The organism is Lactobacillus sp. UMNPBX4 (genome assembly GCF_002554115.1).
GTDB lineage: Bacteria > Bacillota > Bacilli > Lactobacillales > Lactobacillaceae > Lactobacillus > Lactobacillus gallinarum.
This window is the reverse complement of record NZ_PCZF01000022.1, coordinates 21,253-34,396: the sequence shown is the minus strand read 5'-3', so window position 1 is coordinate 34,396 and position 13,144 is coordinate 21,253. Positions and strand designations below refer to the sequence as shown.

At 35.6% G+C, this 13,144-nt stretch carries 12 protein-coding genes; all 12 read right to left on the bottom strand.

From position 1 onward, the window contains the following. Positions 1-298: 298 nt before the first annotated feature. The 12 genes from CP355_RS05790 to CP355_RS05735 all read right to left on the bottom strand — a co-directional run bounded on the left by CP355_RS05790 (position 299) and on the right by CP355_RS05735 (position 13,060). Positions 299-1,225 (bottom strand): glycosyltransferase family 2 protein, encoded by a 927-nt coding sequence (locus CP355_RS05790; RefSeq protein ID WP_098044085.1) that lies wholly within the window; start codon positions 1,223-1,225, stop codon positions 299-301. A gap of 1 nt (position 1,226) precedes the next feature. After that, positions 1,227-1,628 carry a GtrA family protein gene (locus CP355_RS05785; protein WP_087235789.1) on the bottom strand — a complete coding sequence of 134 codons (402 nt, stop codon included), beginning with the start codon at positions 1,626-1,628 and terminating at the stop codon, positions 1,227-1,229. Between the two features lie 214 nt (positions 1,629-1,842). Continuing rightward, positions 1,843-2,664: a helix-turn-helix domain-containing protein gene (locus tag CP355_RS05780; RefSeq protein ID WP_098044084.1), complete on the bottom strand. Its 822-nt coding sequence runs from the start codon at positions 2,662-2,664 to the stop codon at positions 1,843-1,845. 18 nt (positions 2,665-2,682) lie between these two features. Further along, positions 2,683-3,273 carry a DUF3232 domain-containing protein gene (locus CP355_RS05775; RefSeq protein ID WP_098044083.1) on the bottom strand — a complete coding sequence of 197 codons (591 nt, stop codon included), beginning with the start codon at positions 3,271-3,273 and terminating at the stop codon, positions 2,683-2,685. Between the two features lie 126 nt (positions 3,274-3,399). Next, positions 3,400-6,378 carry an SLAP domain-containing protein gene (locus CP355_RS05770; protein WP_098044082.1) on the bottom strand — a complete coding sequence of 993 codons (2,979 nt, stop codon included), beginning with the start codon at positions 6,376-6,378 and terminating at the stop codon, positions 3,400-3,402. 139 nt (positions 6,379-6,517) lie between these two features. After that, entirely contained in the window at positions 6,518-7,297 is a 780-nt protein-coding gene (locus CP355_RS05765; protein ID WP_098044081.1) for a helix-turn-helix domain-containing protein, read from the bottom strand. An 11-nt stretch (positions 7,298-7,308) separates the two neighbouring features. After that, positions 7,309-8,082 carry a helix-turn-helix domain-containing protein gene (locus CP355_RS05760; protein ID WP_098044080.1) on the bottom strand — a complete coding sequence of 258 codons (774 nt, stop codon included), beginning with the start codon at positions 8,080-8,082 and terminating at the stop codon, positions 7,309-7,311. A gap of 137 nt (positions 8,083-8,219) precedes the next feature. Further along, positions 8,220-9,035, bottom strand: coding sequence for a helix-turn-helix domain-containing protein (locus CP355_RS05755; protein WP_098044079.1), 816 nt, complete (start codon positions 9,033-9,035; stop codon positions 8,220-8,222). 14 nt (positions 9,036-9,049) lie between these two features. After that, the gene (locus tag CP355_RS05750; protein WP_098044078.1) at positions 9,050-9,760 is read right to left on the bottom strand and encodes a pseudouridine synthase; all 711 of its coding nucleotides are present in this window, start codon (positions 9,758-9,760) and stop codon (positions 9,050-9,052) included. Next, positions 9,750-10,595 carry a helix-turn-helix transcriptional regulator gene (locus CP355_RS05745; protein WP_233186987.1) on the bottom strand — a complete coding sequence of 282 codons (846 nt, stop codon included), beginning with the start codon at positions 10,593-10,595 and terminating at the stop codon, positions 9,750-9,752. Before CP355_RS05745 ends, CP355_RS05750 begins: the two co-directional genes overlap by 11 nt. An 87-nt stretch (positions 10,596-10,682) precedes the next feature. Next, a complete protein-coding gene (gene thiI / locus CP355_RS05740; RefSeq protein ID WP_054640514.1) occupies positions 10,683-11,900 on the bottom strand; it encodes a tRNA uracil 4-sulfurtransferase ThiI in 1,218 nt (405 codons plus the stop codon). Next, positions 11,900-13,060, bottom strand: coding sequence for a cysteine desulfurase family protein (locus CP355_RS05735; protein ID WP_087175757.1), 1,161 nt, complete (start codon positions 13,058-13,060; stop codon positions 11,900-11,902). Before CP355_RS05735 ends, thiI begins: the two co-directional genes overlap by 1 nt. Between the last annotated feature and the right edge of the window lie 84 nt (positions 13,061-13,144).

Sequence of the window (13,144 nt, the reverse complement as noted above, 5' to 3'; positions counted from 1 at the left end):
GCGCATCATAGTTTAGCTTGATGATTTTCTTTTGCTTAGAACTAGGATAAAAGCGAAGCTTAACGCCAAAATGATAGGCTAAGCTGCTCATTCTCTTCATGATTTCACCTCCTCGTATCGTAGAGTCTCTGGAAATGCAGCAACGCATCGCTGGTTAAAAGAACTGAATGCGTTAAAATTTGACTCCTGATCATCATATAAATTACAAGCAAAATAATGGTATAAGGGCAAACACGCCAGCCTACTTTATCCCAATCTATCTTTTTTATATTGACTTCTACTTTTATTTTCCCTTTTCTTACTTTTTTTCCTTAATAATATAAATTGGTCGATTCTTCACTTGTAAATAAATTTTACCAATATAGCGTCCAATAATTCCGATACAAAGCAGCTGCAAACCACCAATTAATAAAATCACGGAAACCAAACTAGCCCAACCAAAGATACTAGATCCTGGATTGATAATTTTTCTGACAATGACAAAAAGCATACCAGCAATCGACAATATAAAGGAAATTATCCCAATCCAAACTGATAAATTTAAAGGTGCTTGTGAAAAGTCGGCGATTCCACTTAATGCATACTTGAATAGCTTCTTGGTCGTCCAATCAGTATCGCCAGCAACACGCTTTACATTATGGTATTCAAGATATTTAGTTTTAAAACCAACCCAGGAAAAAATTCCCTTAGAAAAGCGACTATACTCAGGCATTGACAAAACGGCATTAACCATCTGTCGTGTCATCATGCGATAATCCCGTTCACCTGAAACGATCTCGGTTTTAGACATTTTATTAATCACCTTATAAAATTGATCGCTCAAAAATGATTTAAATTTACTCTCCCCCGTGCGATCAATTCGACGACACCCTACCGCATCATACTCACCAGATTCAAGCAGCCGGTACATTTTCGGTAAAAACTCAGGCGGATCTTGTAGATCTACGTCCATTAAGACTACATAATCTCCCTTAGCAGCTTTAAGACCTGCATAAATTGCTGCTTCTTTGCCAAAATTTCTTGAAAAAGAAATATAATGTACGGCTTCATTTTCTTGGTGCAGCTTTTGCATCTCCTGCAAGGTATGATCACGAGAACCATCATCGACAAACCAATACTCGGCTTTGACTGGCATATCATGCAATACTTTTTGCACCGCTGGATAAAACAGGGGTAATGACTCCTGCTCGTTATAGCACGGCACCACAATTGACAATTTTTTCATTCTACTTCCCGACTTTTCTAAAAGTAATTATTTTATTAATAATAAACTGAATTAGTGTAGCAACAAAAGTCGCTACCGCCTTCACGATTAAGTGAGGGTAACCTAATTGTGTAACAAAGATAAATAAGGAAACTGTGGTAAAAACAGTGGTGATTTGACCGACAAAAAAATACGAAATGAACCGTAATAAAAGTCGGTCGTGTACCTTGAAATTAGTATACGAATTCCAAAAGAAATTATTAATTATTCCGCAAGTTGAGGAAATAATATTAGCAATTTCTACATTCATCCTGAAATGCGTCAAAATCGTGTAGACTCCAAAGTCAACAACTAGCCCTAACCCTCCAATTAAAACGTATTTGACTAATTGGATGAAACTCTCTGAATAGATTATTTTTTTCATTCTCTAAACTCATTTTCCTATTTTCAGTATCCAAAGTGACAAAGGATACTTATACTACTTCTATCTTTGAATACCGGGCTTTTTCTTAATTTAAAGCACAAACATTTCTATGATACTAAAAGAAACGCAATTAATCATAAAATCTTCCAAATTAAAGATTTTATTTTTTGTGTGCATTGAAAAAACTGCCTAAATTTGACCTAGACAGTTTGCACTACTTTTTAAAAGTATCTTCAATTAACGAGACACAACCACTCTTTTTTAGGACATCAATAACTTCCTTCGCAGTTTTGGCATCCCCGTCAAAGACCGCCTCATAATATGTGCCGAGCACACTATTAATCCCAATAGCTCCATCAACCGGCAATTCGCGTAAAAATTGAATCGCGCGATCGGTATATTTTTTACTAGCATTCTTATGAAAACAACAATTCAAGAAATTAACGGCAATTATCGCAACAAACTGTAAAGTGAACGTATCGGTGGCCGGATTTTTCTCATATGAACGAAATGCGGAATCAACTAATTGATAGGCATCATCAATATCTAAAAAGATCACAGCTTGACTCAAATAATGATAAGCCGTCCTGTTCCAATCTTCATCCATGATGATTGCCTTTACCTTTCTCTTCAGTTCGGGACTAATCCGTTTGTCTGAATGAAGTACCCAGGCATAGGCATTCTCTAGTCTAAACTTAAGCCAGAAACTAGGCGGACATGTACCTCCTCGATTTGCTATTTTGGCCGCAATTTCATCCAGCTTTTTCAGATCTTTGCGATTTTGAGCAAAACTAATTTGATTCATCAAATCAAAATCAGGATCAGTTGTATTATCAGAATTATTAACTTGGCTAAAAAAACTTCCAACATCAAAATGATGCTTTGATAAAATTCTGATCAACAAATTCGCATCAATTTCATGAATATCTCTTTCTACCTTAGAATAAAATGATTCTGAGATAATTCCAGCTGCCATTTCTGTTTGGGTCATCCCTGCATGCAAACGTAAACTTTTTAATGCTTCTCCGATTGTCATTAATAACTCTACCTTTCATTATTTATAACTTGTAATGATTTTGCTAACTCGTTCGCAGCAATACTTTACGATCGCTTGACCGTAATCCGTGCGATCTGGATTTGCTTTTGAACTAGCTGCAAATGGAACTTGCTGCTTTTTTTCAGCTAGACGATTCAAAATTTTAATATCAGATAAGCAGAAATTATGGATATTAGTGCGATGCTGATCCAAGTTTTCTGCTAAAACACGGTAATCTTGGCCATCCATTTCATTACGCCAAGCGGCCAATTGATCATTGAAGCGCAACACAATTAAAGCATATTCTTTGAAATGTTCTCTAGCTGGCACAATTACCAGTTCATTATTGTCGGGATCTTTTTGCAAATAATCTAAGGTAGCTTGATTAAATGAAACATTTTTGCGTTCAATAATTTTGTTTAATTGCTCATACACATTTTGAGTATAAGCTTGAATGATTTCATCAGTATCAGTTGGATTATCAATCAGTTTTAATTCTTTCAATAACTTTCCCGCTTGCAACAATTTTTTGAGAGGATCGACAGAATCTTGAAGATTAAACATGATTTCATCAACTTTTTTGAGTTTTTCGATTTCTTGTGTTGTCATTTTGTTTTTTCCTAAAGATTTAACTGTAACTTCACTTTCATTTTACCTTATTAACTTACCAAATATACAAAAAGAACATTAACCAATCTCGGTTAATGTTCTCTTGCTTTATTAGCTAAAATTCAACTATTTCTTCAAAGCTAACTTCTTAGCTGGAATCCAGTTGTTAGTGCCGGCAATCTTGTAGTAAGTCTTGCCATGAATCTTAGCCTTTTCATTAAAGGTATAAGTATGGTTTGGACGTGCGTAGTGCTTGTTAAACTTACCTGCACGGTTGTACATCTTAATCTTCTTATTACCCTTGATTCTTACCTTAATATGAACCTTATGAGTAGTGAGCTTAGTGTTAGCTACCTTAATAAATTGGTTCTTGCCAATTTGGTAATACTCCTTACCCTTAATTGTAACAATCTTAGCATTCTTCAAGGCCTTGATGGTCTTACCACGCTTAAGCATCTTGACATACAAGCCTTTTCTGACTAACTTACCGTGCTTGTTGTAAACGAAAGCGTTGTGAGTTAAACGAATCTTCTTAGGAGCAGTTGAAACTTTAGTCTTAGTCTCGGTTTCCTTAGCTACTTTCGGAGTCTTAACTGGTTCTTGCTTGTCTTCCTTCTTAGTTTCGACTGGAGTTGAAGCAATGATTGATTGAGCGTATTCGGCGTCTAAGATGTCTTGTAACTTCTGTTGTGCTTGAGCAAGCTTGCTCTTGGCAGTTTGCAACTTAGCGTCCGCTTCGTCGTAAGCCTTTTGAGCTGCAGCGACTTTAGCGTCAGCCTTATCCTTGTTGGTCTTCAAGTCGCCGTTCAAGACTTCATTTGCATCGTCATAATTCTTTTTAGCAGTATCATATGCTTTTTCGGCATCAGTTACGGCTTTTTTAGCATCAGCTAAAATTGTTTTAGCATTCTTTAAGTCTTCAACGTGTTGCTTTAAGTTGTCTAACTTAGTTTGTTCTGCTTTGGCGGTGTTGCCTTTATCAGTAGCAGTTTGCTTTAAAGTTGGAAGATCTTTTTGAGCTTGAGCAAGCTTGCTCTTGGTTTGAGTTAAAGTGTCGTTGGCAGTCTTTAATGCTGCTTCAGCTTCTTTTTGAGCTTTTACAGCAGCCTTATAATTCTTAACTTTTTCATCCTGAGATGCAGTTAAAGTCTTATATCTATCTGTCGCTTGCTTTAAATTGTCTTTTTGAGTTAATAAATCACTTTGATCATCAGAGATTTGCTTATTGATTCTCTTGATAGTATCTTGGGTATCTTGAATAGCTTTATTAAACTTTTCTACTTGATCCTCCAATGGCTTTTGGATGTCATTAAGATTATGATTGTAATCTTGGGTATCTGCATTGACCGCATCTTTTGCACTGTTAGCTGCAGCTTTAGCAGTTTGAACAAAGCTAGCCTTTTCAGGATTTGCAACGTATGAATTTACTAGATCTTTATATTGATCAATAGTGAAGCCTTTATTAGGATTATCTTCTAGACCAGCTGGAACCATATCATAATACGTTGAACCATCATGTCGTTCTTCAGTAAGTGTAGGATTATATACTCTCTTATATTTATATTCTGGGAAAATATCGGTTGAAGATACTACACCAGCATTAGCCATACCAATTCTATCTTGATATGGATTTACCATAGAGATGTAGTGACCAATGACCTTGTCGCCACCTCCGTAAAGAATAAGCCCATGCTTTTCCCAAAAACTATTATTTTTATTCCACTGATCATACGTTAGATTACCAGTATCATAACGATATTTTGCATATTCTGGATGTTCATTAATTAGATCATCAATGTAATTTTGTTCACTCATATACAGAGGTACTTGATAACCACCATAAGCAATATCTTCTTCGTCATCGAAGAATGGACCGTTTTCTGGATGATTAATTGGGTGATCAAAATTATGAGTTAACAAATAGTCAGATGACATCATTGCAACTGCCATAGCTGTTAAAGAAACTTTTGGTACACGTAATTTATAACTATTTCTAACGTTAACCAAATCATCAAGATCGTTTAAAGCGCTCTTCATTTCAGCTAATGAAGTGGCATCCCCATCCTTACCCAATTGTTGACCAGGATGATACCAAGTAAGTTTTACATTTTTGAACTTACCATCATTCATTAAAATGCCGTATGCTGTCTTAGCATCTTCACGTTGTTCATCAGTTAATGATTGATCTTCTGCTAATGACTTAAAGAATCCAGCTGCAGTATTTGCTAAGTCCTTGGCCTTTTGCAAATCTTGTTTTTTCTTACCCAAAGTAATTTTATCAGTATCTAATTTGGCTTTAGCTGTTTGAGTATCAGATTTGGCTTTATCTAACTTCCTATTAATGCCTTTTAATGTATCTTGATTATCTTTTAATACATCTTGAGCATGCTTTAATACGCCTCGATTACGCTCAATATTTTGGGTTAATTTATCGACATTACCTTGATAAATATCACCTGCATCTTTAGCTTCAGTAACGCCCGTACCCTTCAAAGCATCGCTAGCATTTTGAACATCTTGATCGGCTTTATTCTTGGCAGCAGTCTTATCATTTACATCTTGAGTGTCAGTCTTAACATCTTTACCAAGTTTATCAATTTCATTTTGCTTATCTGTTACTGCTTTTTCTGCATTAGTCTTTGCATCGTTTGCGTTCTTTACTACGCCGTTTTGCTTAGTAACATCATCTTTAGCAGCTTGAACCATAGCTGAATTGTTAGCTTCATCAACCAAAGCTTTGGCATCCTTTTCTTTATCTTTAGCGTCAGTCAATGCCTCATTCTTTTGATCAGCAATCTTCTTTAATCCAGCAACCTTGTCACTTTGTGCTTTGTAGTCAGCGTCTGGCTTTTCGGCATCTTTTTTAGCTTGATCCAAATCGCCTTGAGCTTTGTCTACGTTGCCTTGTTCAGTCTCAACTTTCTTTTTTGCACTAGCAACATTAGCCCTAGCAGCCTCTTCTGGTGTTTGTGCTTTTTGAGTAGTCTTAGTATCATTAACCGCCTTAGTATCAGCCTTAACCTCATTATTCACATTGGCATTTACCAATACTAAACTAGCTAACGCTGCGGCAGCAGCACTTGTTACTTTAATCTTCTTATTCATCCTAATATCTCCACTTATTAAAAAAACAAATAACAAATATTGTCAACTTTATCTTAATTTTGAAATTTCAATCGCACAATCTAATCTGCAAAATTGAAATTAAAAAGTAAAAATTTAATTTTCTACTAATCTCATCTCCCTAATTTAAGCTCAAATAGTTCTCATAACCACACGCCTTAATCAAATCCAAAATCTCTTCAGCATCTACCTTTTTCTTATTTAGCAAGGCTTCATAATAATCTGCAATCATTTTTGCTAATCCAAATTCAATCTTATCTGGTATCTTTCGCAAAAATCGGATTACCTTTTTGGCCTCATACCTGTTATTCTGCTTATAACAAATATTCAAATATCGCACGGCGATACTGGCAATTAACTGCAGCTGACGATCCTCGATCTTCTCATTCTTAGTAAACTTTGAAATGAGCGCATTGATTATTCCTTCCAAATTGGAATACTTATACAAATACAAGGTATGAAAGAAAAACCACAAGATATCATCGTTCCATCTTTCAACTTGCCAAACGTTATATCTTAGTTTTCTTTTATCTTCATCGGGAAAATCCTGACTTTCACCTTTAAGCTCAGCCAATAACCAATCTATCAATCGCTTCATTTGCAAATTAGTCGACTGCTTTTTTATTTTCTCTAATTTTTTATAATCACGTGCAAAATAAGCATTAGTAACCAGATCTTGCAGCTCTCTTCTTTTAATTCCTGAATCATCAATATCTTTAAAAAATTTGAGTACCGAAATCTTATTTTGATTCAGGATTTTGATTAAACTACTAGCCCTAATTGCATTAGATTCTTTTTCTATTCGCCAATATTGCGACTTACTAATTATTCCCGCTACCATTTGTTCCTGCGTCAATCCGTGCAGGTTTCGCACTTGATGTAATCTCTCACCAATATTCATATTCATCACCTTTATGGAAGCCAGGCTAGATAATTATCGTAGCCGTTCTTCTGTAATACTTTAGTTATCAAATCTAACCGTTTCTGATCATGGTTAATTAAAGCTTGATAGTATATAGTCACCAATTTATGAAACATAATAACGGGATTCGTTGGCAGTTCTTTTATAAACTGAATAGTTTGCAAAACTGAGCCGAGATCATTTTCTTGATACGAACGCCCCAAGTAACTCATCATTACATTCACCAAGGCAACCAATGTTAAAGAATCATTTAGACTGATACTATTTTTGTTTTCATAGATATCTGTAATTAAAATCTTTATCTCACTTGTATCGTATAAAGACATAAAACTAGCCAAATTCCATAATGCAGTTTCATCCCATTTACCTAATCTTCCAAAATTGCTTTTTATTTTTCTCTGGGCATCATCAGAAAGATCAGCTTTCTTATTTGTCAAAGTAGCTATAACTGCTGTCAATTCTGCTTTAAAAATCGGCTCATCTTTTTGTTCTTTTTTCAACCAGGCTACATTGCGATTATTAATGGCCGATCGAATACAACGATATTGAATTTTGCGTTGCATTGACTGATCAAACACACTAAAAAAATCACGCACAGAAACATGATTTTGCTTCAAAATCGCTAACAGGTCATCAATATTAATTTCACTTTTTCCATTTTCTACTCGAGAATAAAAAGATTCTGTTACCACGCCAGCGCACATTTGTGTCTGTGTTAAATTTAAGGAATCTCGTATTTCTCTTAGTTGTTCTCCAATAGTCATACTTTTTTCCTCATTTGTTTCATATTTTTAATATATAAACACTTGAGATAAAAGTCTCGAAATCTTCCAAAACGACTATTTTTATTAAAAAAATCACACCCCTCAAGCTAAAAAAGATTAAAGGATGCGATTATTATTTATTCATCAATTTCAACATCATCAATTATTGACGCATAACCACAGTCTTGAATAATTGATTTTAAAGATCTGGCTTTCTGTTCATCACCACTAAAAACAGCTTGATAGAACTTGCCTATCAACTTTTCCAATCCAATTGCAGGATCTACCGGCAATTCTTGCAAAAACTTAAATGTACTTTCCGTATAACTCTTATTAGCATGTTGATGATAGCAACAATTCAAATAATTTATCGTAATAAAAGCCATAAACTGCAAAGTAAAGGTATCGGTAGCTGGATGTTTACGATATGCAGCATAAGCAGCCTCTACTAACTGCTTTGAATCATCAACATCCAGGAGAATTACTGCTTGACTCAAAAAATGATAAGATGTCCGATCCCAATTTTCATTCAAAACCAGTTTCTTTATTTTTTTCTTCATTTCAGGAGAAATTTGATCATTTGAGCGTAATGCCCAAGCATAAGCTAATTCCAACTTGAATTTAAGCCATAACGGAGCCTGTACCTCCCCATTTTCAATTTTTCGCTTAATTTTATCCAGCGCTTTTACATCTCTTCTATTTTGAGCAAAAGTAATCTCACTAGTTAATTCAAAAAAAGGTCCAGCAGACGACTGATTATTAATTTGTGCAAAAAATCCAGTAACATCAAAATGATGAACCGACAAAATTTTAATTAAAGTTTCTGCATCAATTGCATGCACACCACGTTCAACTTTAGAATAAAAAGATTCACTTACAATTCCTGCCGCCATTTCTGTCTGACTCATTCCCGCATGCAAACGCCGGCTTTTTAATGCTTCACCGATTGTCATCTATTTATTCCGTCCTATTTAATTTTGTTTACTTCATCTAAGCTCAATTCAATATAATTACCGCGCTTTAAATCTTCCGGCAATTTCAAATTTCCCATCGAAATTCGTTCAAGTTCAACCACTTTCATCCCTACCGCACCAAACATGCGCTTAATCTGATGATATTTTCCTTCACGAATTTTGATTTCAATTTCAGAACTATCATGTTCTTCATCCTGCGCCAGAATCTTCAACTCTGCTGGCTTAAGCTTAGTTCCATCCCCTAAAGTCATTCCACTAGCAAAAGTTTTCACAGTTTCGTCATCAGCTACGCCTGCAATTTTCGCGCGATAAATCTTATCAACGTGCTTATTAGGAGCAAGCAATTCATGATTTAGTTGGCCATCATTAGTCAGTAACAGCAAACCAGTTGTATCTTTATCTAATCGTCCGACTGGCGTAATTCCTTGATATTGATCCTGCGGCTTGAGCAATGAAATTACTGTTCTTTGACTACGGTCTTCAGTTGCCGAAAGTACGCCCTTGGGCTTGTTCATCAAGAAGTAATGATATTTTTGATAATTAACCTCTTGTCCATCTAACAATACTTCATCGGATTCCTTAACCTGCTGTTTCGGTGTTTTTACCACATCACCATTTACAGTGATAATGCCTTTTTTAATTAAAACGTGCACTCCTTTTCTAGAGCCGACGTTCATATTAGCTAAATATTTATCAATGCGCATGAGAACCATCCTTTTTAGCAACTGGTACATTCTGCAAACAAAAAGTAAAATTATCTTCCTCCAACAAGCGGGTATAGAAATCTACTTTCTCAGTATCATTATCAAACAAGGTCTTATAAAGTCTGACTATTACTCTATGTTGATAAAAGCTTGCTTCATATGGAATATTTTTATCAAAAAAAGCAAATGTTTCTGCGCATAATTCTTTATTAAAATTGTGTATATACGCATACATTAAGAAATCAATCACTAAATTAGCAATTCCAACTGTATTTGTATAGCTTAAGATGTTTTCTGAATTTTTTACATAGCTTTGATAAGCAGTATGAGAAAAATTGAGTACTTGTTCTGGAGTTAGGGCAATAAAAGCCATCCCTAAATATTCATAGTTGAGGAATCCCCAATTATTTCCTTTAGATAAATGTTGTATCTTCTTTTTAACCGGTTCTGATATATCATCAGTTGAATGAGTTATCCAGGCAGTCATTAACTCCAATATATAAGGGATCCAAATATAATATGGTTTACCTTGTTCTTCAGCTTGATCAATCTCCTTTTTTAGTTGACCTAGTTTCTCTAAATCTCGTTTATTAGCACTATTTGCTATTTTATTCGCCATAAAGCTAGCATCCTGTAGACTCTTTTTATGCGGTGATTCCTGGATTGGACCATCCAGCGTTTTGGAGAAGAATTGAACTGGATTAATATGATTTGCTTTCAAAATTTCAATTAAGGTATCAGCATCAATACTATGAATCCCACGTTCAACTTTTGAATAAAACGATTCTGAAACAACTCCTGCTACCATTTCAGTTTGAGTAAGTCCAGCTGCCAATCTACTTTCTCTTAGTAATTTTCCAATCCTCATTATTTTTCCTTTTATACAAAAAATGCCAACAGATCATTCTGTCGGCATAACTTTTTACAACAAGTCTTGATCTTCTTCGATCTTATCGTTGATAAATTTTTCGTTTGGATAAATTGGCATTACTTCAATTCCGTCCATCGCTCTTTGAATCAAGCCTTCAACATCAAGACGAGCTTCATATTCACGAGCCTTATCAAGCTTTGGCTTAGTCTTAGGACGTGGTGGAGCAAAGATAGTACAACAATCTTCAAATGGTTGAATTGAAAGGTCAAAAGTACCAATATCTTCTGCCAATTTAATAATTTCAGTCTTATCCATTGTAGCAACTGGACGAATAACTGGTGTAGTTGTCACATCGTTAATAGCAACCATTGATTGCAAAGTCTGTGAAGCAACTTGACCAACAGATTCACCGTTAAAGATTGCAAGACCACCGCGCTTAGCACGAATACGGTCTGCAAGTTGCAACATGAAGCGACGTTGTACAGTCATCAAGTAACCTTCTGGCAATTTTTCCTTAATAGTTTCCTGAATTTCAGCAAATGGCACAGCGATAAAGTTAATCTTACCTGCATAATTTGCCAAAATACCAGTCAATTCCTTAGCCTTAGCCAAAGCCTTTTCAGTAGTGTAAGGAGGACTAAAGAAGTGCACCATTTCGATATCAACTCCACGCTTCATTGCAAGGTATGAAGCAACTGGTGAATCAATACCACCACTAAGCATCATTACGGCCTTGCCAGCAGTACCAACAGGCATCCCGCCAATACCATGAAGCAATTGGTTAGAAATATAAACGGCATCTTGACGCACTTCGATTCTAAGTACTAAATCAGGGTGCTTCATTTCAGCCTTCAAGTGATCGATATGATCAAATAAGTAATCACCAACCAAGTTATTAAGTTGATTAGTATCATATTCAAACTTGTGATCACTACGCTTAGTATTAACCTTAAAGGTCATGCCCGGCTTAAAAGTTTCCTGCATTAATTCTAAAGAAGTCTTTTCAATATCTTCTAAAGTTTTAGGAATCTTAATAGCTGGTGAATAGGTTTGAATACCAAACACTTTCTTCAAGCGCTTATCTACTTCCGCAAAAGGTGCGCCATTTAAAACAATATGCATCCGGTCGTGACGAGGATGGAAGTCAATCTGAGGGAAATCTTTTAAGACCTTTTCAACGTTGCTAGCTAAACGATTGATGAAGTCCTTTCTGTTCTTTCCCTTAGTTGAGAGTTCCCCGTAACGGACCATAACTTCTGTATATTCCATTAATTCTCTCCCAAATGATTAATTTTAGCAAAATGATTATAAATCTTATCAAAGACCTTGATAAACTCATCTGCCTGCTCAAGCGTATTTGTTTCATCAAAACTCAAACGAATTGCGCTAGTAGCAATCTTATCATCAATTCGCATAGAAACCAAGGTGCTGGCTTCATCTGCAGTCTTTGATGCACAAGCAGAAGTAGTTGAGGTATAAATGTCTTGATCTTCTAAAGTATGAACTAAGGTTTCACCACGAATTCCTTCTAATGCAAAGCAAAGAATGTGTGGTGCAAAACCGTCGCTTACTGGTGAAAAGATATCGATACCTGGTTTATCTTTCAAATAGTCAACGATCTTAGCCTTAATTGCTGCTTCACGGCTTGCCTTTTCAGGTTCGTTTTCTAAAAGCAACCGAATAGCCTTAGCCATACCTGCGATAGCTGGTAAGTTTTCGGTACCGGAACGAAGTCCCTTTTCTTGGCCACCTCCATCATGAAGTGGAGTAAGCATTTTGCCTTCTTTTTTGTAAAGGATACCAATGCCTCGTGGTGCATGGAACTTATGCGCTGATAAACTTGATAAATCAACTCGTGGTGTAAAGACCTTATCCCAAATATTCTTACCTAAAGCTTGAACATTATCAACGTGGAATTGAATAGTTGGATAATTTTCAAGCAAATCACTGATTTCATCAATTGGTTGAATCGTGCCGATCTCATTATTGACACCCATAATTGAAACCAGAGTAGTATCTGAGTCAATGGCATTTCTCAAATCGTTGACATTAACTCTACCCTCTTTATCAACTGGCAAACGTGTAACGCGCCAACCCAAATTTTCTAAAGCATTAAAGCTATTAGCTACAGAAGCATGTTCTACGCTGGAAGTAATAATATGCTTACCAAATTCACGCTTTTGAATTGCTGTTCCTTTAATTGCAGTATTATTTGATTCTGTACCACCTGAGGTAAAGAAAATCTCATGTTGTTTAACGCCCAACAAGTCTGCAATTTGTTTGCGTGAAGCTTCAAGCATTTGATGCGCACGGTCACCCATCTTATGCAAACTTGAAGGATTGCCCCAAATATTAGTTGCTACCTTATTATAGGTATCTAAAACTTGAGGATCTATTTTTGTTGTTGCACTATTATCAAAATAAATCACGTTCAAAACTCCCCTAATAAAAAACGGTCAACTACTTGACCGTTTAGTGACTATTAGATTTTAGCTTAAATAATGAAAAGCTTC